The following is a 23,652-nucleotide window of genomic DNA, read 5'->3' as shown; positions in this document are numbered from 1 at the left end:
CTACGACACCCCGTACTCCCGCGCGAACGCGGCCAGCCCGTCCACCGCGTCGCGCGAGCGTTTCCACGGCCGCACGATGAGCCGCTCCACCCCCAACGCCGCCCACTCCCCCACCTCGCCGGGCGACGCGAGGTCGTAGGCGTGCGCCGTCACCGGCACGCGGCGACCGCCCGACAGTTCCGACAGCACCTCCAGCTGCGGCCGGATCGACTCCAGCGTGTGCGGCATGCTGATCCACCCGTCGCACAGCGTCGCCGCCCGCCGCAGTGCCGCGCGTGACTCGCCTCCGGCGAGCACCGGCAGCCGGTGCTGCACCGGTTTGGGCTCGAAGGCCACCTCGGGAAAGGTGTAGAACTCCCCCGCGTGCTCCACCACGGGCTCGCTCCACAGCCGTCTGGCGATGCGCAGCGCCTCGTCGAGCCGGGCGCCGCGCGTCTCGAAGGGCACCCCGGCCGCGTCCCATTCCCCTCGGTACCATCCGGCGCCGACCCCGCAGATGGCGCGCCCTGTCGAGATGACGTCGAGCGTGGCGAACGCCCGAGCCGACACGAACGGGTGGCGCAGCGCGAACAGGTGGACGGCGGTGCCGAGCCGGATCCGGCGGGTCAGCCCGGCCAGCCAGCACAGGAAGGCGGGCGCGTCGAAGATGGGCGTGGCGGGTCTGATGCCGGGGTCGCTGGTCCCGGGGTAGGTGGCGGTGGACAGGTCGGTGGTGAAGACGAGGTGCTCGGGCGCCCACACGGACTCGAATCCGAGCTCGTCGGCGGCGACGGCGACGTCCTTCCACGCGGCGGGGTGCAGCAGGCCGAGCGGCACGCCGTACTTCATCCTCACGGCCATCGCGGCACCTCTCTCACCAGGGCGCGCACGCGGGCGCGGTGGGTTGCGCTGGTGCCGTACGCGGCGCTCCACGACCAGACGCGGGTCAGCCAGTGGCGCAGCTCCAGCTCGTGGGTGTAGCCGATGGCGCCGTGCACCTGCAGCGCCGCTTCCGCGGCGAGGCGGGCGGCGTCGTTGGCGGCGGCCTTGGCGGCGCTGACGTCCCGCTCGCCTGAGGGCAGTTCGTAGGAGAGCGCCGCCCGGTGGACCAGGGGTGCGGCGAAGTCGACGGCGATGGCGACGTCGGCGAGCCGGTGCTTGACGGCCTGGAAGCCGCCGATGGCCCGGCCGAACTGGGTGCGTTCGCGGGCGTAGGCGACGGAGGCGTCGAGCAGGTGGCGGGCGGCCCCGATCAGCTGGGCCGCGGTGGCGACGGTGGCCGCCCGCCACGCTGGTACGGCGGAGCCCGTCAGTTCGCGGGTGTCGCCGTCGAGGGTGACGGTGAACAGCGGTCTGGCGGGGTCGATGCCCGGCCGTGGCTCCAGCCGTACGGCGTCGCGGAAGGCCATCCGCGGCCAGGCCACGATCACGTCGGCCAGGTCGGCGTCGGCGGCGGCCGAGGCGCTGTCCGCCACGGCGACGCGGAGCGCTCCGGCGGCGAGCTTGTCGAGCTCGGGCCCGTCGAGCAGCAGCGCTCCCGCGACGGCGGTGTCGACGACGGGGCCGGGCATGGCCGCCCGCCCGGTCTCCTCCAGGGCGGGCAGCGCGTCCACGAGCCGCAGCCCGAGTCCGCCCCGCGTGTCGTCGACGAGCAGCGCGAAGAAGTCGAGCGTCCCCAGCCGCTGCCAGGCGGCGGCGCCGCGGTCGTCGCGGCAGTCGGAGAGCACGTCGCGCACGACGAGCCCGAAGTCGAGCTGGTCGTCGGTGAAGGTGAAGTTCATCGTGGCAGCCCCAGGACGCGTTCGGCGACGATGTTGCGCTGGATCTCGTTGGTTCCCGCGTAGATGGGCCCGGCCAGGGAGAACAGGAAGCCGTCGTACCAGGGCGTCTCGGCGGCGCGGTCGCCGAGCAGGTCCATGGCGAGCGTGTGCATGCGCAGGTCGAGCTCGGACCAGAAGACCTTGCCGAGGCTGGAGGCGGCGCCGATCTGCGTGCCGTCCATGAGGCGGCGGGCGGTGGAGAAGGTGTGCAGGCGGTAGGCCTCGGCCTCGGACCAGCAGCGGGCGGCCCGGTCGAGCAGCACGGGGTCGCCGGCGTCGGCGGCGAGGTCGACGAGCCGGGAGGCGGTGGCCAGGAAGCGGCCGGGGCTGCGCAGGGTGAGCCCGCGTTCGGAGGAGGTGGTGGCCATGGCGATGCGCCAGCCCTGGCCGACCTCGCCGAGCACCATGGAGTCGGGCACGAAGACGCCGTCGAAGGCGAGCTCGGCGAAGCCGTACTCCCCGTCGAGCTGGGCGATGGGCCGCACTTCGACGTCGTCGAGGGGGAAGAGGAAGTAGGTGAGGCCGTGGTGGCGTTCGCCGGAGGTACGGAACAGGCCGAAGCCGTGGCCGGCGTAGGCGGCGCGCGAGCTCCAGGTCTTCAGTCCGTGCAGCCGCCAGCCGCCGTCGGCGCGGACGGCGCGTGAGGTGAGGGCGGCCAGGTCGCTTCCGGCGCCCGGCTCGGACCAGGCCTGGGCCCAGACGTCGTCGGCGCGGGCCATGCGCGGCAGCCAGGCGGCGCGCTGCTCGGGGGTGCCGTGGGAGAACAGGGTGGGGGCGAGCAGGAAGATGCCGTTCTGGGTGACCCGGGCGGGGGCTCCGGCCGCCCAGTACTCCTCTTCGAAGATCAGCCACTCGATGAGGGAGGCTGCCCGCCCGCCGTACTCCTCGGGCCAGGAGACCACGGACAGGCGTTCGGCGGCGAGCCGCGCCTCCCAGGCGCGGTGGGCGGCGAAGCCGTCGGCGGTGTCGAGCGAGGGCAGGTGGTGCGGGGTGTGTTCGGCCAGCCAGGAGCGCACCTCGGCGCGGAACGACTGTTCCGCGGGGGTGAAGTCGAGATCCACCTACCCAACCTAGCGCACGCTTGGTTCCCTGAACAGGAACCCCACCCCCGCCATCACCGCCAGCGCCGACCACACCGTCACGGCCTGCACCGCCCAGCCGTACCACTCGGGCGGCGGTGTCGATCGTGATGAGCAGCAGCCCGTAGAGGGCCACGTGGCCGAGAAGCACCGCGGCGGTGGGGCGTGACCTCATGCCCCTTGGACGCTCGTGACCCCCTTTTTCGTTCGTCCTACCATTGTCAACCATGTGCCACTCTCCTGACAGCCGCCCGCCCGCTCCGCCGGTCGTGGGCGAGGTCGCCGAGCACGGCGAGACCATCGTCACGTCCGCCGACGGCACCGCGTTCCTGGCCTACCGGGCCGTGCCCGCCGAGCCCAACGGGCGCGCGGTCGTGATCTTCCCGGACGTGCGCGGCCTGCACCCGTTCTACCGCGACCTGGCCGTGCGCTATGCCGAGGCCGGCTTCCACGCCGTGGCCATCGACTACTTCGGCCGCACGGCGGGCACCGGCGAGCGCGGCGACGACTTCGACTACCCGCCGCACGTGCAGCAGGTCACCGCCGATCAGCTCGACGCCGACGCCCGCGCGGCGGCAGCCACCCTGACCGGCCCGGTCTTCGTCGTCGGCTTCTGCTTCGGCGGCGCCCACGCCTGGCGCGTGGCCGCCACGGTCGAGGGCTTCGCCGGCGGCATCGGCTACTACGGCTCGCTGCGCTTCATCGACGGCTGGCAGCCGGAGGAGCCGGGCTCCCCCGTGCTGATGCTCCTGGGCGGCGCCGACCGCGGCTCGTCCCCCGAGCAGTTCGCCGCCCTGCGCTCCAGCCTGGAGCGAGCGGGCGTCGAGGTCGAGCAGCACGTCTACGAGGGCGCGCCGCACTCCTTCTTCGACCGCTCGGCGACCGAGTGGGCCGAGGCGTGCGCGGACTCGTGGCGCAGGATCCTGGAATTCACCTCTCGCCATGGATAGTTGAAAGGCGTACCGTCGGCGGCATGGCCACCGATTCCGTTCCGTGGCGGGGAGTCCACCACCTGGCCCTGGTGACAGCGGACATGGACGCGACCGTGCGCTTCTGGCACGGCGTCCTCGACGCGCGCCTGGTGACCACGCTTGCCATCCCCGCCTTCCGCCACTACTTCTTCGAGGTCGCGCCGGGCAACACCATCGCGTTCTTCGAGTTCACCGACCAGCCGATCGAGAGCTTCGCCAAGCCGGCCGGCGTGCCGTACCCGAAGGCCTCCCAGTTCGACCACCTGTCGTTGCACCTGCCGGACGAGGACGCGCTGAACCGTATGCGCGACCGGCTCAAGGCCCACGGCTGCGAGGTCACCGACGTGATCGACCACGGGTTCCTGCGGTCGATCTACTTCAGCGACCCCAACGGCATCGCGCTGGAGGCTTCGTGGTGGACGATCGACCCCACCGGGCGGCCGGTCGACTACGGCGACGAACGCCTGTTCGCCGACGCCGACCCTGTGCCCGCCGTACGAGAGCTGCGTGACCACGGCCGCCTGGAGCGCACCGTGGCCACGCGTCTGGTCGACGGGATCATCGAGGACCTCGCCCGCGAAGGGATCACCCTGCCGGCTAGATCCTGAAGAACAGGTTCAGGTAACGATCGGCGACGGTCAGGTCACCCCTGACCGTCCCGGCGTTGCTGCGCCCGAACGTCGTCAGCACCATGCTCCCGGCGTCGAACTCGATCACGGCCGGCAGGCCGTCGAGCTCGCCGCGCTCGTAGGTCATGCCCTGCTCGCCCACCTCGACCCGGAAGTCTCCGCCGTTGGCGCCGCCGACCCTGATGCCCAGCGAGAACGGGCTGCGGTCGGCATCGGCCTTGATCGTCGACTGCCAGAGCACGAACATGAAGGGCACCAGCAGGTCGGCCGCCTCGCCCGAGAGCCCGTGCGCCCGGCCGCTGCCCTGGCGCACGTCCCACGAGTGCACGGCGTAGTCCATCAGCTGTCCCGCCGCGTAGAAGTAGGCGGGCAGCGGGCCCATGTAGAAGTGCGGGACGGTCAGGCCGCCCCACTCCTCGGGACCGAGCTCGCGCAGGATCGCCTGCATGCGCTCGAAGTCGTCCTTGCAGCGGTCGAGCAGCTCCTTCTGCGGCACCGCGCGCAGCGCCACGGCCTGCTCGTTGACCCGTTCGCCCATGCCCGTCAGCCCGTACGGCGTGCCGGACGAGCCGGACGAGCGGGCCGCGTCGAACGCGGCGAAGTAGCCCTCCGTCGTGTCGACGATGTGCGCGACCACGTCGCGCACGCTCCAGCCAGGACAGGCCGTCGGGGCCGTCCAGGCCTGTTCCGGTTCGGCCATCGCGAACAGCCGCTCGGCCTCCTCGCGGACCACTCGAAGGATCGTGTCCTTGCCTTCGTAGGAGGTGGCATCCCATTGGCTCATGCCGTTCACCTCTTCTCCTCAAGGCGACGACAAGCCGATTTGGTTTAAATGTCAATGACTATCCGAGATAGGCGGCCCTGACCACCGGGTCCTCCCTGATCCGCTCGGGCGGTCCCTGGGCGATGACCTTGCCCAGGTCGAGCACCACGAGCTGGTCGCACACGCCCATCACGAAGCCCATGTCGTGCTCGACGAGCAGCACGGTCGTCTCCAGCCCCGTGACCACCTCGCGGAGCCTGGCCACCTGGTCGGCGTCCAGCCCCGAGGTCGGCTCGTCGAGCAGCAGCAGCCTCGGCCGCCCGGCCAGCGCCCTGGCCAGCTCCACCAGCCGCCGCTGCCCGACCGGCAACGCCGCCGCGTACGCGTCGCGCAGCGGCGACAGCCCGCACAACTCCAGCACCTCGTCCACCCGCTCGCCACGCTCGCGCTCCAGCGCACGCCTCGACGGCCAGGCGGCCAGGTCGCCCAGGAAGTTCTGGCGCGGCCACTCCAGCGCCGCCAGCACGTTCTCGGCCACCGTCAGGCGGCCGAACACCTGGGTGCGCTGGAAAGTACGGCGCACGCCGTGCCTGGCCCGCTTCACCGCGCTCAGCCCGGTCAGATCCTCCTCCTGGAAGCTCACCCGCCCGCCACTCGGCCGGCGCAACCCGGAGATCACGTCGAACAGCGTGGTCTTGCCCGCGCCGTTGGGACCGATCACGCCGCAGATCCCGCCCTCAGGGGCCTCGAAGCTCACCTCCGTCAGGGCCCTGACCCCGCCGAAGGAGACGGACACGTCCTCGACTCTCATGACACCCCCAGGTAGGCCGCCGCCAGCCGCTCGCCGTCGACCTCCGACCGGGAACCGGTCCACGTGATGCGGCCCAAGCGCATGAACGCCACCCGGTCGGCGATCGCCAGCGCCTCCGTCGCCTTCTCCTCGACCAGGAGCAGCGCCACACCCTTGTCGCGCAGCTCGGTGAACAGCTGGAAGACCTGCTCGACCACCCTCGGGGCCAGGCCCAGCGACGGCTCGTCGGCGATCAGCACCCTCGGCGGCCTGACCAGGGCGGGGGCGAGCGTGAGAAGCTGCTGCTCGCCTCCCGACAGGGCACCCGCCGGTACGGCGCGCCGCGTGGCCAGGAGCGGCAGGCGGTCGAACACCGGGGCGGGGTCGGGCAGCCAGGTGCGCAGGTTCTCCTCGACGGTGAGGGAGGGGAAGACGCCGCGGCCCTCCGGGGCCAGCAGGATGCCCGCCCTGGCCCGGCGGTGGGGTTGCCAGGCGGTGACGTCGGTGCCGTCGAGCAGCACCCGGCCCTCGGTGAGCAGGACGTCGCCCGCTGCCACGGCGCAGGTGGTGGACTTGCCCGCACCGTTGGCTCCCAGGAGGGCGACGACCTCGCCCGCGTTGACCTCCAGGTCGACGCCTCGCAGGACGGTGGCCTCGGCTCGGGCGGCTGTGACGTGGCGCAGCTCGAACAGGGGTGCCGGTTGGTCGCCTGCCAGGTTCTGCCGGGCTCCGCCGTACTCCGTCTCGCCGGCCCGGCGGAGGGGGGTGCCGGCGGTTCGTGGACCCGCCGTGTGCACCGCCCCGCTCGCCGTGGCGCGCTCGGCGGTCTTCCGGCGGCGGCGGTAACGTTGCTCGGCCAGCTGGGCGAGCACGCCGTCCGGGTGTTTGGCCAGGATCATCCCGCCCGCCCCGAACAGGATGAGCCCCACGTGCGCCGACACTCCCCACGCCGACAGCAGCTCGGGGAAGACGGCCGCGATGAGCCCGCCCACCACGGCGCCGCCGATGCGCCTCACGCCCTGCAGCACCACGACGGCCAGCCAGACGAATCCGGCGAACGCCGGCAGGTCGGTGGCGGTGGTCGCCCCCTTGGAGATCGCGTACAGCACCCCGCCGAGCCCCGCGATCGCCGAGGCCAGCGCGAAGAGCAGGAACTTGGTCCGCGCCGCCGACAATCCCGAGGTGGTCGCGGCGGCCGGCGCCGAGCGCACGGCGAGGATCGCCCGGCCGGAGGCCGACCGTTCGAGGTTGCGCACCAGCAGCCCGACCAGGCCGATCAGCACGAGCAGCAGCACCACCCGCACCTGCGGCGAGGTCGTGGTGCCCAAGCCCAGGTTGATCGCGGGCAGCGTCCACCCGATGGTGCCGTTGCTGAAGGCGTCGATCTGGAAGAGCACCTGGTCGGCCAGGAGCGCCAGGGCCAGCGTGGCCAGGGTGAGGATGCGCCCGCCGAGCCGCAGCGCGGGCAGGGCGACGAGCATGCCGACAGCGGTGGCGGCGAGCACCCCGAGCACGATGGCCACGATGAACGGCAGCCCGGCGGAGAAGGCCCACCCGCAGGTGAGCGCGGCCATCGCGGCGAAGGAGGCCTGGGCGAGGTTGACCATGCCGCCGATCCCGGTGACGACCACGAAGGAGCAGAAGATCAGCGCCAGGACCAGGCCCTGGGCGACGATGCCCACGTAGTAGTCGGGCTGGGTGAAGGTGTAGGCGAGCAGCAGGGCCAGCCCCACGAGCCAGGGCAGGCGGCGCCGCCACGGCGGCAGGTCGGCGCGGTAGTCGGGCGGCGGCGCGTCCTCGGCCGAGCTGCCCGCCACCCGCTCGCGCGAGCGGTTGAGCAGCAGCAGGCCGAGGAAGAGCAGGATGACGGGTACGGCGGAGCGCAGTCCGGTGATCTCCTGCAGGAACGAGCCGTATCCGGCGACGAGGTTCGTCACCACGCCGAGCCCGAGCCCGGCGGCGAAGGTCCACGGGATGGAGCGCAGCCGCCCGAACACCGCAGCGGTGGCGGAGGCGAACAGCAGCACGGTGTAGGCGTGGGCGTCGAGCCCGACGATGGGCAGCGCCAGCACTCCTGCCAGGCCCGCGAGCAGGCAGCTGAGCATCCAGGCCAGGGCCGAGGTGGAGTCGGGGTCGATGCCGCGCAGCCCGGCCAGGCCGCGCCGGTCGACGCAGGCGCGCATGCGCAGGCCGTACGGGGTGTGGCGCATGAAGGCCCACAGGCCCGCGGCGGCCAGCACGGCGAAGCCGAAGGTGATCAGCTGGTCGCTGTCGAGCGTGACCACGCCGAGGTCGAACAGGGCGGGCGGCGCCGGGCCGACGCCGCGCGGCTGCACGCTCACGTCGACCGGCGCGAGCCCGAGCGGCAGGGCCAGCTCGACCAGGAAGAGCCCGAGGGCGGGCAGCGCGATCGTCAGCCCGATGGTGCCGACGATCTGCGCCGTCTCGCCCGCCGCCGCCAGACCGCGGAACATCACCCGGTGCAGCACCAGCCCGACCAGCGGCGCGAACAGCCCGGCCGCCACCAGGGCGGCGAGCCAGCGCGGCAGGCCGAGCCCCGCGTAGAGCTCGTAGTACACCAGCGCGGTCAGGAAGCCGATCGCGCCGTGGGCGAAGTTGAACACCCCGGTCGCCGCGTACGACAGGGTCAGTCCCGAGCCCAGCACCGCGAAGATCGCGCCGGCGACGAGCCCGCTGAGGATGTATCCAATCACGGCTTGAGCGGCACGTTGTCGAAGCACTTCATGTTCTTGGCCACCTGGAACGCGCCGCCGCTGATCTTCACCAGCGCGCCGCAGCCGTTGGGCTCGTCGTGGTCCTTGGGATAGGCGATGCGCCCGAATCCGGCGTTCTCGTAGGAGAAGGTGCCGTTGGCCACGGACAGGAACTTCTCCCTGGTGAGGTCCTTGCCGGCCTGGTCGGCGACCTTCAGGAAGATGTCGGCCGCCCAGTAGCCGATGGCCAGGTGCTGGGTCAGCTGGGTGCCGGGCGCCACGGCCTCGACGTCCTTGCGCAGCTGCTCGATCTCGGGTGCGGTCGACTCGAAGGGCTCGAACATGGGAGCCGCGATGACGCCCTCGAAGGCCTGGGCCTGGGCGGGGTCCTTGAGGATGTTGGCGTCGTAGCTGGTGGCGTCGGTGAGCACGCCCTGGTAGCCGGCCTTCTTCAGCCCCGCGTAGAGCCCGGCGTTGAACTTGGTGCCCGCGATGACGCTGACGACGACGTCGGGCCGGGTGGCCATGATCTTGTTGACGTGGGGCAGCCAGTCGGGCGGCGGGGCCGCGGCGGGCAGGCTGGAGTCGACGCCGACGAGGCTGAAGCCGGCGGCCTCGAACGACTGGGAGATGGTCTTGCCGCCGTACTTGCTGCCGCTGGAGTCGGAGGTCTGCACCCAGACCTTCTTGCCCTGGGCGCCGCCGAGCAGGTCGGCCATCTGCCGCCCCCACCAGGTCTGCGACCCCGCGCCCGCCTTGGGCGCCAGGCAGCCGTTGTAGCCGAAGCCGGTCGTGGTGCCGCACCACTGCGGCCCGGTCGCCCAGCCGAACCACGGCACGCCCTGCTGCTCCAGGAAGGCGGCGCCGCCGAAGTTGGGCGCGTGCACGGGCACGAGTGCGAACACGCCGTCCTTCTGCACGAGCTTCTTGGCCGCCGCGTCGCCCTTGGCGGCGTCCTGGGTGTCGTCCTCGGCGCCGACGAACTCGATCTTCCTGCCGTGCACGCCGCCGGCGGCGTTGGCGCGCTCGAACCTGGCCTTGGCGCCGATCTCGGCGTCTTTGGTGGAGTATCCGCTGGCCGAGGTCTTGGTGAGCACTCCGCCGATCTTGATGGAGGTGTCGGTGACACCGGAAGCCGCACCGCTGGCCGTACCGCCCGACTGTTCTGCCGCGCAGGCCGCGGCGGCGAGCGCCGCAGCGGCCAGGACGGCCATCATCCGCTTCCTCATGAAAACCACCTAGCGCTCGCTCGGTTTTCTGAAGAGTAGAATTACGGACATCACCAAGCAACTGCTTGCTACGCAATTGTGCTCCGGCTAGCGTGACGGTCATGCTGACCCGCGCCGCCGTCCTGACCGAATTCCACGCGCCCCTGGAGATCCGCGAGGTCGAGCTGGCCGACCCGGGGCCCGGCGAGGTCCGCGTCCGGATCCGGGCCTCCGGCATCTGCGGCTCCGACCTGAAGGCCATCGACGGCAAGAGCCCCGTCGTCTCCCAGCTGCCCTTCGTGCTCGGCCACGAGAGCGCGGGCGTGGTCGAGAGCGTCGGCGACGGGGTCACGGCGCTCAAGCCGGGCGACCACGTGATCATCGCGATGAGCGGGCCCTGCGGACGCTGCCGCGGCTGCGCCGGGGGCGAGTTCCACCTGTGCTCGGGCCCCGCGCGGATCACCGCGATCATGGGCGGGCCGCCGCGCATGACCCTCGACGGCGCCGAGACCAGGCGCTTCATCGGCATCGGCTCCTTCGCCGAGCACACCGTGGTCTCCGAGCGCATGTGCGTGAAGATCGCCAAGGACGCACCCTTCGCCGCCATGGCCCTGCTCGCCTGCGGCGTCGTGACCGGGGTCGGCGCCGTGCTCAACGTGGCGCGCGTGCAGCCCGGATCCAGCGTGCTCGTCGTCGGCTGCGGCGGGGTCGGGCTCAACGTCATCCAGGGCGCCGTGCTGGCCGGGGCCACCACGATCTACGCCGCCGACATCGCCGAACAGAAGCTCAAGCTGGCCGAGCGGTTCGGCGCGACGCCGGTCCAGGAGTTCCCCCAGAACGTCGACTACGCCTTCGACGCCACCGGCGTGCCGGGCGTGCTGGCCAAGGCCTTCGCCGCCACCCGCCCCGGCGGCACCACCGTCATGGTCGGCAGCCCCCCGCGCGGCCAGAACCTGGAGATCGACCCCAGCCTGCTGTTCGCCTCGCGCCGGCTCATGGGCACCCAGGGCGGCGACGCCTCGCCGCTGCGCGACCTGCCCATGCTCGCCGCGCAGTACATGGCCGGACGGCTCGACCTCGACGGGCTGATCACCGAACGCGTGCCGCTGGAGGACATCAACGCGGCGGTCGAGAGGGTACGGCAGGGCTCGGTGGCCCGCAGTGTCATCGTCTTCGACTGACGGGCGAGGGTACGGCACGCGCCCCACCCCCGCCCGCTCGCAACGGAAGCGCCCCTCCTCCGTGAGAAGAGCACTCCTATCGCGCATCGACCAGCTCACGTGGTGCTGACGCGTGCTCCTCGTGTCCCTCCACCGACAGGTTGGGCAGCAGCCGGTCCAGCCAGCGCGGACACCACCAGTTGGCCCGCCCCAGCAGCACCATCGTCGCCGGCACCAGGAACCCGCGGATGATGGTCGCGTCCACCGCGATGGCCACCGCCAGGCCCACGCCGAACACCTTCACCAGAGGGTCGGGGTAGGCGATGAAGGCCACGAACACGGCGACCATGATGAGCGCCGCCGACGTGATCACCCGTCCGGTCGAGCCCAGCCCCTCGGCCACGGCGCGGCGGTTGTCCCCGTGCTTGAGATAGGCCTGGCGCACCGCCGTCAGCAGGAAGACCTCGTAGTCCATCGACAGGCCGAACAGCACCGCGAACAGCATCAGCGGCACGTAGTTGTCGATCGGGACGCTGAAGATCCACTCCACGAGCATGGAGTCGGAGACCGGCGCGTCCATGCCGACCAGGCGGCTGCCCAGGCCCAGCGAGAAGACCAGCGCCAGCGCGCCGAAGGCGGCGCCGAGCGAGATCAGGTTCATCACCGCGGCCTTCACCGCCACCACGGGGGCGCGGAAGGCCAGCAGCAGGAGCAACGCGCTGAGCAGCACCACGACGCCGATGACCAGCGGGGTGCGCTCGACCATCCGGCCGCCGACGTCGGCCATCGCCGCCACCTCGCCGCCGACGTGCACCTTCGCGCCGGGCAGCTCCACCGCGCGCACCGCCTCGACGACGTCCAGGGAGCGCGGGTCGCCGGGCGCGTAGTCGGGGATGACCTGCACCAGGACCGACCTGCCCGACTCGTTGAGCTTGGCGGGGCCGACGCTCGCCACGCCCGGCACCTCGTCCAGCGCCTGCCGTACGGCATGCGCGTCGCCGGTGCCGTCGGCCACCACGATCAGCGGCCCGTTGGCGCCGGGCCCGTAGCCGGTCTGGATCAGCTCGTAGGCGCGGCGGGTGGTGGTGCCCTCCTCGGCGTAGGAGTCGCCGAGCGGGCCGAGCTTCAGCGTCAGGGCGGGCGCGGCCAGCGCGGCCAGCACCAGCACGCTGCCGATCAGCACCCGCCAGGGCCGCCTGGCGACCCAGCGGGCCAGACCTCCCCAGCCGCTGTCCTCCGAGCCGCGCGCCCTGAGCACCCGCAGCGCGTTGATCTTCGGCCCGAGCACGCCCAGCATCGCGGGCACCAGCGTGACCGAGGTGAGCACCGCGCACACCACCGACAGGCCGGTGATCCAGCCGAGCGTCTGCAGCAGGGGAAAGCCGCCGAGCATGAGCGCGCTCAGCGCGATGATCACCGTGCCGCCCGCGAACACGACCGCGCCGCCCGAGCTGGAGGTGGTCCTGCGCACGGCCTCCACGGTCGGCACGCCGTCGGCCAGGAGCCTGCGATAGCGCGAGATGAGGAACAGGGCGTAGTCGATGCCCACGCCCAGGCCGATCATGGTGGCCATGATGCCCGCCTGCTTGGGCACGTCGATCACGTGGCCGAGCAGGCCGATCATGCCGAGCCCCGTCACGACGCTGACCAGGGCGCTGAAGATCGGCACCAGGGCGGCGACGAGCGTGCCGAAAGCGAGAACGAGCACCAGCAGCGCGATGAGGACTCCGGCGATCTCGCTCGGGCCGGTCTTGATCTCCTTGTCGGCGGGCGTGGAGTTGTCGGCGGGCACCACCTCGACGCCGAACTCCCGTGCCGGGTCGGCGGCCTTCGCGATCGTCTGGGCGGTCTGCGCCGTCTTGGTGGTGTCGTGGCCTTCGAGCCTGACGACGATCATCCCGATGTTCGGGTTCGCCGACGGCCTCAGCTCGGCGTCCACGACGTGCGGCAGCTCCTCGATGCGCTCGACCGAGTCGTCCAGCGCCCCCTTGCGCGGCTCCGCGGCCAGCGCCGCGTCCGCGTACAGGACCAGCTGGACCGTCCCGCCCGTGCCGTAACCCGGACCGAAACCCTCGGCCATCAGGTCGTGGGCCCGCTGCGCGTCGCTGCCGGGGATCGACACCTCGTTGCTCACCGGGCTGCCGAGCGCCAGGCTGCCGCCCATCAGGGCCGCCGCGACGATCACCCACAGGGCCAGCACCCAGCGGCCGTGCCGCGCGCACCAGCCGCCCAACCGTCCCAGCAGACCCGACATTGGCTTTCCCCTCGTCCTGTACGCCCGTACAGGACCTACGATAAGCAGTGCTGCACCACCTGGGAAGTGAGACGATGACCACACTCGATCACGGCAACGACACCCGCAGCCGCATCCTCGCCGCGGCGCAGAAGCTGTTCGCCGAGCGCGGCTACGCCGCCACCTCGCTCGCCGACATCGCCGGAGCCGTCGGGCTGACCAAGACGGCCGTCGCCTACCACTTCCACCCCAAGGACCGGCTCGCCGCCGAACTCATCGCCCCCGCCGCCGACGACCTGTTCGACTTCCTCGGCACCCCCTTCGACACCTTCGCGCGCTGCCTGGACGGGCTGGTGACCTTCTGCGTACGGCATCGCGCGGTGGTGCGGCTCATGCTGGAGGACATCGGACGCGTCGACGAGGCGCCGCCCGGCTCCACCGGCGAAGCGGTGCGCACCTTCCGCGACGAGATCTACGCCAAGCTGGTCGGCCCCGAGCCCACGGACTTCACCAGGGTGCGGGGGTGGGCGGCGCTGGGGGCGCTGGAGTACGGCATGGTGCACACGATGGACCTGCCGGAGGAGACGGTACGGCAGAGCCTGCTGGAGCTCCTGTCCCGCTGGTCCTGACCACCACCCTCGTGCCTCGGCTCTCGGGTTGCGGCTCTCAGGTCGGTCCCGGGCGTCGGGGGTTCAAGGGCTGGGGCTCGGGGCCGGGGTCGTCGGCTCCTCGCTCGGCTCCGGCTCGGGCTCCGTCTGCCCCATCACGCCCACGGTCAGCGTCACCATCCGCCCCGGCCTGGCACACGTCCCCGCGGCCACGTTCTGGGCCAGCACCACGTCACCCTGACCCAGATCGCTCACCAGCTGCGGCACCACCCTCACCGCGAACCCGGCGCCCGCGAGCTGCTTGGTCGCCTGAGCCCGCTGCCTGCCGACCACCCCCGGCACCTGCGCGCCGTTCCTCGCCACCGTCAGGTCGACCTTCGTCCCCGCCTTCACCCTGCTCCCCTGCGCCGGACTGGCCGCGGTCACCTTGTTCCCACCACCGACCGCACACGTCAGCGTGACCTTGCCCACCGCCAGACCGCTCCCGGCCAGGGCCGACGCCGCTGCCGGACGGGTCAGGCCGACCACCTCGGGCACCGCGATCCCCGCCGAGACCGTCAGGCTCACCCGCGACCCCGCCGCCACCTTCACCCCCGCCGCCGGGACGCTGCCGAGCACCTGGCCGACCTTCCGCGGCGAGTCGACCTCGGACACCTCACCCAGCACCAGGCCGCTGGCCTTGAGCCTCTTCTGGGCCGCGGCCCGATCCATACCGACGACGGCCGGGATCGGGACCTGGGCCACCGGAGGCGGCCCGCCGGTCGGGCGCTCGGCCGGCTTGTCAGAGGGCGCCTCCGAGCGCTTCTCCAGGGAATTCTCGCTCTCCAGCTGCGGCTGGAGCGCGAGGGGGGTCGTCGTCACCACCACGGTCGGCCCGGCGGCTGCCTGAGGCGGGGGGCCGTTCTGTCGGGAGATGCTCGGCCAGACGACGGCCACCAGGATGGCGGCGGTCACCAGGAGCGCGCCGGAGACGGCCAGCCCGGCACGGTTGACGGCACTGGCCCTGGGCGAGGTGACCAGACTCGCGCCCAGACCACCCACGGCCATCCCAGCACCCGCTGCGGCGGCTCCGGCAGTCCCGGCACCTCCGGCGGCCGCACCACCCTCGGCGGCCCCGGCGGGCGGCCCGCCCCTCGACCCAGCGCTCGCTCGGCCTCTCGGCCCGGCCCCCGGCTCACCCCACGGCCCGCTTTGCCCTCTGCCCCCCGGCTCGCCTTGCCGCCTGCCCCCTGGCTCGCGTCTCGGCCCGCCTTGCCCCCCGCCCTCGGGCTCGGCGTCTGGCAGGCGATACGTGTCCGGGGCCGCGCCCGTGGCCTCGGGCTCGGCGATCGGGGGGCCGTCGAGCGAGACGCCCGCCGCCATCCACCCCATCGGATCGGTGTCCTCCGCGTCGGCCGCCCGCAGGACGTGCGGCGGAGGTGAGCGCAGCACCTCCGCCGGCACCCCCTCGGCGCCGCCGAGCAGCTCCAGCAGCAGATCCCGGCTCGTGGGCCGGTTGCGCGGATCCTTCTCCAGGCAAGCCGCCACCAGTTCCCGTAACGCCCCCTCCAGACGCCCGAGCGCGGGCGGCGCGGTGAGGATGCGGTGCAGCACCGGCGCGACGGAGTCCTGCCCGAAAGGAGCGGAGGCATTCGCGGCGAAGCACATCGTGGCGCCCCACGCGAACACGTCGGCCACCCCGCTCACGGCGGAGGCGGTGATCTGCTCGGGCGCCATGTAGGCGGGTGTCCCGACGCTTCGCCCGCTCTGGGTGGCGGCGGCGTCGAGGGCGCGGGCCAGCCCGAAGTCGATGACGCGCGGCCCGTCGGGGCCCAGCAGCACGTTCTGAGGTTTGAAGTCGCGGTGCACGATGCCCGCCCGGTGGATGGCCGCCAGCGCGGTGGCGCATCCCACGGCCAGGCGTTCCAGCGAGGCTCCGCGCCGCGGCCCGGTCAGCGCCACCTCGCGGTGGAGCGAGGGCCCGTCGACGTACTCGCTGACGATGAACGGCCGGCCTTCTGCGAAGCCGACGTCGAGCACCTGCGCGGTGCAGAATCTCGCCACGTGCTTGGCCAGCTCGACTTCGCGCAGGAAGGCGGCCTGTTCGTCCCCCACGGTGCCGTGCAGCAGTTTGACCGCACAGCTCACCTCGTGATGGGCCCCTCCCGACGGCTCGTACTCGTCCCGCTCAGGACTCCTGGTGCCGAGATAGACCACTCCCTGACCGCCCTCACCGAGGCGGCCTGACAGTTCGTAGTCTCCCAGTCGCCGAGGGTCCCCCGTCCTGAGCGGCTGCGCTATGGGCACGGGCGCCTCCCCTCGCTAGCGGCCCGTCGTTGGTCTCCACTGAATGAGACGTATCCGAGGCAGTCAACGGTTCGCGGGGCGATTGCCGCCTGACTGTGACACACCAGGTCAGGAGGGGCGTGCCACCGTGCCCGAGTAGGTGACGGTGTTGTCACCTGATCGCATGACCTTTATCTCCAGCTGGTTCGAGTCGCGGGTGGGGCTGAGGACGAGGGTGCCGGGGTAGCACTCCTTGCCCTCCACGCGGTCGAGGCTGAAGGTGAGGGGTTTGCCGCCGGGGCTGAGCATGCCTTCGCAGTGCAGGTCGGCTCCCCAGCGCATGTGCGAGTCGCCCTGACCTGTGAGGTTCAGTTCGACGGGGAAGACGCGGCCCGCGGCGGGGTGGACGGCGGTGCCGGTCCACTGGCCGGTGAGGGTGGGGAGTTTGGGCGAGTCCAGCCACAGGACGAAGCCGGCCACCGCCGCGGCGAGACCGGCGACGAGGATGAGCGCCTGCCACCACTTCGGCCGCCGCCGCTGCTGCTTCGGCGCCGCCGCCTCGCCGCCCGGCAGGGTGAGCGCGATCGCAGGGCGAGCCGCGGCCTCGGAAGGCGCCGAGGGCACGGCCCCCGGCGCCGGTGCCCCGGTGGGCGGGTCCGAAAGCTGCAGCAGCCGGAGCACCTCCTCCGCCGACGGCCGTTCCTCCGGGACGGGTGCCAGGCAGGCCTCCACGATCTCCCGCAGCGACCCGCTCAGCTCCCCCAGGTCCGCCCTGCCGTACACGATCTTGGCCAGCACCTCCTGGTAGGTCGCCCCGCCGTACGCGTGCCGCCCGTTGGCCGTGAACGCGACGGCCAGCCCGAACGCGTACAGATCGGCGGCCGGCCCGACCGCCTCCCCCTTGACCTGCTCGGGTGCCATGTACGCCGGTGAGCCCACCGCGAGCCCGGTGGTGGCGTCGGTGCCCGCCAGCCGCGCGACGCCGAAGTCGATCACTCGCACCCCGTCGAGCCCGAGCAGTACGTTGCCGGGCTTGAAGTCCCGATGCACGACGCCGGCGCGGTGGATGGCGGCCAGGGCGGTGGACATGCCGATCGCCAGCCGGTGCAGCGACCCGCCGGTGCGGGGCCCGCTCGCGATGACGTGCTCGCGCAGCGACACCCCGTCGACGTATTCGCTGACCAGGTAGGGCCGCCCGTCGGCGATGCCCGCGTCGAGCAGCGGGGCGGTGCAGAACGGTGCGACCCGGCGCAGCGCCTCGATCTCTCCCTGCATGCGCCGTTCGTCCACGCTGGCGTGCAGCAGCTTGACGGCGGCCGCGGGGTCGGCCAGGTAGACCACGCCCTGGCCGCCCTGGCCGAGCCTGCCGACGAGTTCGTACGCGCCCAGCTGTCGCGGGTCCTCAGGGCGAAGCGGGGCGGGTCTCGACATAGGGGGAGATTATGGCAGCCAGCGTGTCCAGCACCGGCAGCACCTCGTCGGCGGTGCCGCTGGGCACGTTGGCCACCACCTCCTCGATCCCCAGCGTGGCGAAGTACTCGAGCTTCTCGGGGGTGGGCAGCGAGCCGAACGGGATGATGCGCTTGTCGCCGCAGGTGTCGCGGAAGGCGGGCAGGGCGGCCTTGATGCCCTTGGCGCCGATCGGGATCCAGCCGTCGCCGTACTCGGCCACGTGCGCGAACAGCTTGGGCCCCGCCGCGCCGCCGAGGTAGATCGGCGGCATCACCGTGGGTTTGGGCCATGAATAGGTCGGACCAAAGCTTTCCGACGAGGCCTGCTCCTGGCTCCACAGCGCCTTCATGGCGAGCATGTGCCGCCGTGCCACGTCCCTGCGCTCGGCGTACGGCACGCCGTGGTGCTCGACCTCGGGCGCGTTCCACCCGAACCCGACCCCCACCGCCACCCGGCCGGGCGCGAGGTGGTCGAGGCTGGCGATGGCCTTGGCCGTGACGAGCGGTTCGCGCTGCGCGGCCAGCAGGATGCCGGTGCCCAGGGTGATGCGCTCGGTGACGGCCGCTGCGGCGGCGAGCGCGACGAGCGGGTCGAGCGTGCGCTTGTACGACTCCGGCACGTCGGGCTGTCCCGGCGTGTGGGGGGTGGCGACGGGCATGTGGGTGTGCTCGGGCAGGTAGAGCGAGCAGAGCCCGCGCTCCTCGACGGCCCGGGCCAGCCGCGTGATGGAGATCGACCGGTCGGTGGCGAACATCGTGACGCCCAGCCGCATGACGCCCCTCTCTCTACCAAGCGATTGCTCGGTTCAGATTCTTAGAGTAGCTTGCTGACCATGTTCGTGGAGTTGGACGGGTTTCGGTTGTTCTACACCGATGACGGTTCCGGGGACACCACACTGCTGCTCGTCCACGGCTGGGGCGCGGACTCGCATCAGTGGGTGCACCACCTGCCCGCGCTCACCCAGCACTACCGGGTGATCGCCGTCGACCTGCGCGGACACGGCTACTCCTCCGCCCCGGAGACCGGCAACACCGTGACCGCGATGACCCGCGATCTCGCCACCCTGCTCCAGGAGACAGGCCCGTGCGTGGCCGTCGGGCACTCGATGGGAGCCGTCATCGTCTCCCGCCTGGCCGTCGAGCACCCCGAGCTGGTCAGGGCCCTCGTCACCGTCGACCCCGGCTACGGCTGGCCCGCGGGCGTGGGCCGCATCTCGCTGGGGCTTCTCGACGGCCTGCGCGGCCCCGACCCCGCGGCCGCGGCCGTCCAGATCGACCAGTGGTGCTACACCGCCGCCTCCCCCGCCTGGCTGCGCGAATGGCACCGCAGGAGGTTGCTGGCCACGCCGCCGCACGTGCTGGCCCAGGCGTTCGAGTCTCTCTGGGACGGCCCCGACGCGATCGGGACCCGCCCGGCCGCCGACGCCTACCTGTCGCAGCGGACCTGCCCGGTGCTGTCGTTCTGGGCCAACCCGGCCCAGGCCGCCTGGGAGGCCGACCTGCTGAAGGACCCCCGCTCGCGCACGATCTGCTGGCCGGGAAGCGGCCATCGGCTGCACGAGGAACGCCCTGCCGAATTCGCTCTTGTCGTCACTGAATGGCTGAGGAGTCTCACGTGAAGTTCGCCATCTTCCTGAACCCCCAGATCCCGGGCTCCGGGTACGCCGCGGAGGCGAACGCTCGCGCCAAACGGCCGATCGGCCGCGACACCGAGTCCTACCAGGGGTTGCTGCACGAGGTGCGCGAGATCGCGGTCCACGCCGACCGCATCGGCTTCGACGCCCTCATGATGACCGAGCACCACTTCCACTCGGAGGGCATGGAGTTCTCGGTCAACCCGCTGATGTTCCTGACGGACCTGGCGGCCCGCACCGAGCGCATCCTGCTGGCGCCGCTCGGCATGGTGCTGCCCGCGTGGGACCCGATCCGCGCGGCCGAGGACGTGGCGCTGCTCGACCAGTTCTCCAAGGGCCGGCTGCGCCTCGGCGTGGCGCGCGGCTACCAGAACCGGTGGATGAACGTGCTGGGCCAGCGCTGGCACGCCGCCGCCGCCCGCTCCGACGGGTCCAAGTCCGACGACCGCAACTTCGACGTCTTCGGCGAAGTGATCAAGATCATGAAGATGGCGTGGACGCAGGAGACGCTGCGCTACAAGTCGGACGTGCTCGACTACTCCGTGCCCTACCCCTACGAGGGCATCGAGGGCTGGCCCGCGCAGGAGTGGACGCAGACCTTCGGCGCGCCGGGCGAGCTCGACGACGAGGGCAGGGTCCAGGCGATCTCGGTCTGCCCCCGGCCCTACCAGAACCCGCACCCCGAGTTGTGGCAGCCGTTCACGATCTCCGACCGCAGCGTCATCCGCGCCGCGCAGGAAGACATCATGCCGTGGATGTTCACCCCCAACCCCGACGACCACGCGGCCAAGGCCAAGCTCTACCAGGAGGAGTCGGCCAAGGCGGGACGCCACTACAAGCTGGGCGAGCACACCGGCATCCTGAAGATCGTGGGCATCGCCGACACGACGGAAGAGGCGATCAACACCTACGGCCGCGGCATCCCCAAGGACTTCGCCGCCTTCTTCGGCCCCTTCGGCTACCTGGAGGTGCTGCGGAAGAAGGAGGACGACAGGCACAAGCCCATCTCGCCGGAGAAGGGCGACGTCAAGCGCATGAACGACGTCGAGATGGCGCTGTTCGGATCGCCCGACGACGTCAAGCGCGGCATCCAGCGCATGCTCGACCGCATGCCGGACCTGGAGTGGTTCGGCCTGTACATGCAGGGCCAGCAGGGCGTGCTGCCGCTCGACACGGTCAAGCGCAACCTGGAGCTGTTCGCCACCAAGGTCATCCCGGAGTTCCAGTGAGGTACTGGCTGGGCGCCTCCTTCGTCGACACGGGCGAGTTCACCCAGCTCGCCCGGATCGCCGAGGACTGCGGCTTCGACACCTTCACGCTGTCCGACCACCTCTTCTACGCCGACTTCGCCACGCCGTACCCCTATTCGCGCAGCGGGAAGCCGCGCTGGGACGCCTCCACACACTGGCCGGACGCATGGGTGACGATCGGGGCGATGGCGGCGGTGACGACGCGGCTGCGTTTCGCGCCGAACGTCTACATCGCTCCCGCGCGTGACCTGCTCACCGTGGCCAAGCAGGTCTCCACGGCGGCGGTGCTGTCGGGCGACCGGGTGACGTTCGGGGTGGGCGTGGGCTGGTGCAAGGAGGAGTTCCTGGCCACCGGCCAGGACTTCCACACGCGTGGCCGCCGCCTCGACGCGATGATCCCGCAGCTGCGCCGGTTGTGGAGCGGCGAGGCCATGACCCTGCCGGGCATCCCGGAGTTCTCCATCGCCCCCACGCCCGAGCGCCCGATCCCGGTGTACGTGGGCGGCGACAGCGAGGCGGCCCTGCGCCGGGCGGCCCGGCTCGGTGACGGCTGGATCGGCAACCGCATCTACGCCGAGGAGCAGCTCGACGAGGTGCTGGCGGCGCTGCGCAAGTATCTGGCGGAGTACGGCAGGCCCGCCGACGCCCTGGAGATCGTCGCCCCGCTGGCCGTGCTGCCCGATCGCGACACCTACCGTCGCTGGCACGACAAGGGCGTGTCGGCCACGATGGCCGCGCCGTGGTGGCTGGCCTCGCCGGAGGAGAAGGCCACGCTGAGCGGCCTCGACCTGAAGCGGGTGACCATGGAGAGGTTCGCCGAGGAGATCATCAGGTGAGCATCTCCCGCAGCACCTCCTCGACCGCGTTGGGCGGCACCTCGGTGACCGCCCCGATGCGCAGCAGCGCGGCCAGCCCCAGGTAGCCGCTGTAGGCCGACAGCGCCCTGTCGCGCGCGGCCTGCGGCGGGTGGCCGAGCTGCTCCAGCGCGGCCGCGATGTAGCCGAGCCGCCGCTGGCTCACCCGCCGCGCCACCTCCGCGACGGCGGGGTCATCGGCGGCGCCGACCAGGCGCAGCGACACCGAGGCGTCGCGCGGGTCGGAGAAGGCCAGCTCCAGCAGGGCCCGCAGGCGTGCGGCCGGGTCGGGGATCTCCTCCAGGAAGCCGATGATCTCGCCCGTCGAGGTCTCCCAGCGCTGCAGCGCGGCCTCCACCAGGGCCTGCCGGTTGGTGAAATGCCAGTAGAAGCTGCCCTTGGAGACGCCCAGTCTGGCGGCGACCGGCTCGACGGCGACCGCCGCGGGCCCGCCCTCCGCCATCGCCTCCAGAGCGGCGTTCGCCCAGTCGTCCGCGGTGACCTTCGCCATGTTGACATCTTTCCATACGCCAGCGTACGGTCCGACCATACGCAACCGTATGGAGTGATGCGACAATGGTTCACGTCCGGCCTGACGCCGCCGAACGGCACAGCATCGTCATCGACGCGCCGCCCGAGCGCGTCTGGGCGGCGCTGAAGTCCTTCTCCGCGAGAGATCTGAAGATCGTCAAACCGCTGTTCGTGCTGCGCGGCCTGGCCGCGCTGGTGCGCCACGGCCACCTCCAACGCGACCTGCCCGCCGCCTTCGTGCCGCTCACCGAGATCCCCGGCAAGGAGCTCACCAGCGGCATCGTCGGCCAGTGGTGGAAGCTCGGCGCCGCGCGCAACGTCGCGATCGCCGACGCCGCGGCCTTCGAGGCCTTCGCCGAGCCCGGCTACGCCAAGGGCGTCTTCGGCTTCACCCTGGAGGCACACGCCGGCCGTACGAAACTGACCACCGAGACGACGGTCACGGCGACCAGCCCCGACGCCCGGCGGGCCTTCCTGCGCTACTGGCGGGTGATCCGTCCCGGGAGCGGCCTGATCCGCGTGATGATGCTCCGCCGCGTCAAGGCGATAGCCTCTGGACGTGCTTGAACGGATCACGGCGACCCGCTACGTCACCCCGCTGCGGGAGGGCGGCTCGCTGCCAGGCGTGGTGGAGGCCGACGACTACGGCACCTACGCCGTGAAATTCCGGGGCGCCGGCCAGGGCCGGCGGGTGCTCGTCGCCGAGATCATCTGCGCCGAGCTCGCCCGCCGCCTGGGCCTGCGCACCCCCGACCTGAAGCTCATCGAGCTCGACGCCCAGTTCGGCGTGCGCGAGCCCGACCACGAGATCCAGGAGCTGCTCAAGAACAGCGCCGGGCTCAACCTGGCCGTCGACTTCCTCCCGGGAGCGCTCAACTTCGAGCCGCTCACCTGGACCCCCGACCCGGCCTTCGCCGCCCGCGTCGTCTGGTTCGACGGGCTGATCCACAACGTCGACCGCAGCTGGCGCAACCCCAACCTGCTGCTGTGGCACGGCGACGTCTGGCTGATCGACCACGGCGCGGCGTTGTGGTTCCACCACAACTGGAAGGGCGCCGACCCGCGACGGCCCTACGACGACTCCGACCACGTGCTGGCCCCGTTCGCCGAGGGCGAGGGCCGCATGGAGGTCACCCGCGCGATGCTGGAGGAGGCCACCGCGCTCGTCCCCGACGAGTGGCTCGACGACGAGCCCGGCTTCGACTCCCCCGCCGACGTACGGCACGCGTACGTGGAACACCTCCACCGGCGCGCCCTCGACGGCTGGGACAGCGCCGTCACCGAGCGACGCAAGAGCGGCCCCGGCTCCGTCGGCGCCTTCCACCGAGGTCAGTGATGGACGTCTACGAGTACGCGGTCATCCGCGTCATCCCCAGGGTCGAGCGCGGCGAGCTAATCAACGCCGGCGTGCTGCTCTACTGCCAGCCGCGTGACTACCTGTGCGCCAGGGCCGAGCTCGACGCCGTACGGCTGCGCGCCCTCGACCCGGTGGCCGACGTGCGTGCCGTACGGCAGGCGCTGTCGGCCTACGAGCTGTCCTGCGCCGACGAGCAGGGCCCGCTCTCGCGCGAGTCCCTGGGCAGCCGCTTCCGCTGGCTGACCGCCCCGCGCAGCACGATCGTGCAGGCCGGTCCCGTGCACGCCGGCCTCACCGGCGACCCGGCCCAGGAGCTGGATCGCCTGTTCGGCAAGCTCGTCAGGCTCTAGCGCCGC

22 protein-coding genes are annotated in these 23,652 nt (G+C 72.0%); 10 read left to right on the top strand and 12 right to left on the bottom strand.

Annotation, left to right across the window (positions count from 1 at the left end):
• Genes ACIBH1_RS39100 through ACIBH1_RS39090 form a run of 3 tightly spaced genes read right to left on the bottom strand, consistent with a single transcriptional unit; the run spans position 1 to position 2,860 of the window.
• Positions 1-840 (bottom strand): TIGR03619 family F420-dependent LLM class oxidoreductase, encoded by an 840-nt coding sequence (locus ACIBH1_RS39100; RefSeq protein ID WP_397319109.1) that lies wholly within the window; start codon positions 838-840, stop codon positions 1-3.
• Entirely contained in the window at positions 831-1,760 is a 930-nt protein-coding gene (locus tag ACIBH1_RS39095) for an acyl-CoA dehydrogenase family protein (RefSeq protein ID WP_397319108.1), read from the bottom strand. Before ACIBH1_RS39095 ends, ACIBH1_RS39100 begins: the two co-directional genes overlap by 10 nt.
• The gene (locus ACIBH1_RS39090; RefSeq protein WP_397319107.1) at positions 1,757-2,860 is read right to left on the bottom strand and encodes an acyl-CoA dehydrogenase family protein; all 1,104 of its coding nucleotides are present in this window, start codon (positions 2,858-2,860) and stop codon (positions 1,757-1,759) included. The genes ACIBH1_RS39095 and ACIBH1_RS39090 overlap by 4 nt, the downstream gene beginning before the upstream one ends.
• 245 nt (positions 2,861-3,105) lie before the next feature.
• Between ACIBH1_RS39090 and ACIBH1_RS39085 the strand changes: the two genes are divergently transcribed.
• Entirely contained in the window at positions 3,106-3,828 is a 723-nt protein-coding gene (locus tag ACIBH1_RS39085; RefSeq protein WP_397319106.1) for a dienelactone hydrolase family protein, read from the top strand.
• Positions 3,829-3,851: 23 nt separating this feature from the next.
• Complete coding sequence (locus tag ACIBH1_RS39080; RefSeq protein ID WP_397319105.1) at positions 3,852-4,457, top strand: VOC family protein; 606 nt, start codon at positions 3,852-3,854, stop codon at positions 4,455-4,457.
• Here ACIBH1_RS39080 and ACIBH1_RS39075 read toward each other — a convergent pair.
• Genes ACIBH1_RS39075 through ACIBH1_RS39060 form a run of 4 tightly spaced genes read right to left on the bottom strand, consistent with a single transcriptional unit; the run spans position 4,447 to position 9,974 of the window.
• On the bottom strand, positions 4,447-5,262 hold the full coding sequence (locus ACIBH1_RS39075) for a maleylpyruvate isomerase family mycothiol-dependent enzyme (protein WP_397319104.1): 816 nt from the start codon (positions 5,260-5,262) through the stop codon (positions 4,447-4,449). The two genes, ACIBH1_RS39080 and ACIBH1_RS39075, sit on opposite strands and share 11 nt — an antisense overlap.
• Positions 5,263-5,320: 58 nt before the next feature.
• Positions 5,321-6,052: an ABC transporter ATP-binding protein gene (locus tag ACIBH1_RS39070; protein ID WP_397319103.1), complete on the bottom strand. Its 732-nt coding sequence runs from the start codon at positions 6,050-6,052 to the stop codon at positions 5,321-5,323.
• Complete coding sequence (locus tag ACIBH1_RS39065) at positions 6,049-8,745, bottom strand: ATP-binding cassette domain-containing protein (protein WP_397319102.1); 2,697 nt, start codon at positions 8,743-8,745, stop codon at positions 6,049-6,051. The genes ACIBH1_RS39070 and ACIBH1_RS39065 overlap by 4 nt, the downstream gene beginning before the upstream one ends.
• Positions 8,742-9,974 carry an ABC transporter substrate-binding protein gene (locus tag ACIBH1_RS39060; RefSeq protein ID WP_397319101.1) on the bottom strand — a complete coding sequence of 411 codons (1,233 nt, stop codon included), beginning with the start codon at positions 9,972-9,974 and terminating at the stop codon, positions 8,742-8,744. Before ACIBH1_RS39060 ends, ACIBH1_RS39065 begins: the two co-directional genes overlap by 4 nt.
• Positions 9,975-10,075: 101 nt before the next feature.
• On the opposite strand from ACIBH1_RS39060, the gene ACIBH1_RS39055 reads away from it, so the two are divergent.
• On the top strand, positions 10,076-11,134 hold the full coding sequence (locus tag ACIBH1_RS39055; RefSeq protein WP_397319100.1) for an alcohol dehydrogenase catalytic domain-containing protein: 1,059 nt from the start codon (positions 10,076-10,078) through the stop codon (positions 11,132-11,134).
• A 76-nt stretch (positions 11,135-11,210) separates the two neighbouring features.
• Here ACIBH1_RS39055 and ACIBH1_RS39050 read toward each other — a convergent pair whose 3' ends face one another.
• A complete protein-coding gene (locus ACIBH1_RS39050) occupies positions 11,211-13,367 on the bottom strand; it encodes an MMPL family transporter (protein WP_397319099.1) in 2,157 nt (718 codons plus the stop codon).
• 74 nt (positions 13,368-13,441) lie between these two features.
• Between ACIBH1_RS39050 and ACIBH1_RS39045 the strand changes: the two genes are divergently transcribed.
• Complete coding sequence (locus tag ACIBH1_RS39045) at positions 13,442-13,975, top strand: TetR/AcrR family transcriptional regulator (RefSeq protein ID WP_397319098.1); 534 nt, start codon at positions 13,442-13,444, stop codon at positions 13,973-13,975.
• Positions 13,976-14,038: 63 nt separating this feature from the next.
• Here ACIBH1_RS39045 and ACIBH1_RS39040 read toward each other — a convergent pair whose 3' ends face one another.
• From ACIBH1_RS39040 to ACIBH1_RS39030, 3 genes are all read right to left on the bottom strand, one after another.
• Positions 14,039-16,240 carry a PASTA domain-containing protein gene (locus ACIBH1_RS39040; protein ID WP_397319097.1) on the bottom strand — a complete coding sequence of 734 codons (2,202 nt, stop codon included), beginning with the start codon at positions 16,238-16,240 and terminating at the stop codon, positions 14,039-14,041.
• Between the two features lie 108 nt (positions 16,241-16,348).
• Positions 16,349-17,650, bottom strand: a complete 1,302-nt coding sequence (locus ACIBH1_RS39035; protein ID WP_397319096.1) for a serine/threonine-protein kinase — start codon at positions 17,648-17,650, stop codon at positions 16,349-16,351.
• The gene (locus tag ACIBH1_RS39030) at positions 17,622-18,443 is read right to left on the bottom strand and encodes a TIGR03619 family F420-dependent LLM class oxidoreductase (RefSeq protein WP_397319095.1); all 822 of its coding nucleotides are present in this window, start codon (positions 18,441-18,443) and stop codon (positions 17,622-17,624) included. Before ACIBH1_RS39030 ends, ACIBH1_RS39035 begins: the two co-directional genes overlap by 29 nt.
• A gap of 60 nt (positions 18,444-18,503) precedes the next feature.
• Between ACIBH1_RS39030 and ACIBH1_RS39025 the strand changes: the two genes are divergently transcribed.
• From ACIBH1_RS39025 to ACIBH1_RS39015, 3 genes are read left to right on the top strand one after another with little or no spacing between them, the layout of a single operon-like run.
• Positions 18,504-19,289: an alpha/beta fold hydrolase gene (locus ACIBH1_RS39025; protein WP_397319094.1), complete on the top strand. Its 786-nt coding sequence runs from the start codon at positions 18,504-18,506 to the stop codon at positions 19,287-19,289.
• Positions 19,286-20,533: an LLM class flavin-dependent oxidoreductase gene (locus tag ACIBH1_RS39020; RefSeq protein ID WP_397319093.1), complete on the top strand. Its 1,248-nt coding sequence runs from the start codon at positions 19,286-19,288 to the stop codon at positions 20,531-20,533. The genes ACIBH1_RS39025 and ACIBH1_RS39020 overlap by 4 nt, the downstream gene beginning before the upstream one ends.
• Positions 20,530-21,390, top strand: coding sequence for a TIGR03619 family F420-dependent LLM class oxidoreductase (locus ACIBH1_RS39015; RefSeq protein WP_397319092.1), 861 nt, complete (start codon positions 20,530-20,532; stop codon positions 21,388-21,390). Before ACIBH1_RS39020 ends, ACIBH1_RS39015 begins: the two co-directional genes overlap by 4 nt.
• Here the strand turns inward: ACIBH1_RS39015 and ACIBH1_RS39010 are convergent.
• Complete coding sequence (locus tag ACIBH1_RS39010) at positions 21,383-21,919, bottom strand: TetR/AcrR family transcriptional regulator (RefSeq protein ID WP_397319091.1); 537 nt, start codon at positions 21,917-21,919, stop codon at positions 21,383-21,385. The genes ACIBH1_RS39015 and ACIBH1_RS39010 overlap by 8 nt on opposite strands.
• 65 nt (positions 21,920-21,984) lie before the next feature.
• Between ACIBH1_RS39010 and ACIBH1_RS39005 the strand changes: the two genes are divergently transcribed.
• From ACIBH1_RS39005 to ACIBH1_RS38995, 3 genes are read left to right on the top strand one after another with little or no spacing between them, the layout of a single operon-like run.
• A complete protein-coding gene (locus ACIBH1_RS39005; RefSeq protein ID WP_397319089.1) occupies positions 21,985-22,506 on the top strand; it encodes a hypothetical protein in 522 nt (173 codons plus the stop codon).
• Positions 22,499-23,275 carry a HipA family kinase gene (locus ACIBH1_RS39000; RefSeq protein WP_397319088.1) on the top strand — a complete coding sequence of 259 codons (777 nt, stop codon included), beginning with the start codon at positions 22,499-22,501 and terminating at the stop codon, positions 23,273-23,275. The genes ACIBH1_RS39005 and ACIBH1_RS39000 overlap by 8 nt, the downstream gene beginning before the upstream one ends.
• Positions 23,275-23,646, top strand: coding sequence for a DUF3037 domain-containing protein (locus ACIBH1_RS38995; protein WP_397319087.1), 372 nt, complete (start codon positions 23,275-23,277; stop codon positions 23,644-23,646). Before ACIBH1_RS39000 ends, ACIBH1_RS38995 begins: the two co-directional genes overlap by 1 nt.
• The last annotated feature ends 6 nt before the right edge of the window (positions 23,647-23,652 follow it).

This window comes from Nonomuraea sp. NPDC050663 (assembly GCF_044456985.1).
Classification (GTDB): Bacteria; Actinomycetota; Actinomycetes; order Streptosporangiales; family Streptosporangiaceae; genus Nonomuraea.
The sequence above is the reverse complement of the archived record's forward strand: the minus strand, read 5'-3'. Positions and strand labels throughout refer to the sequence as shown.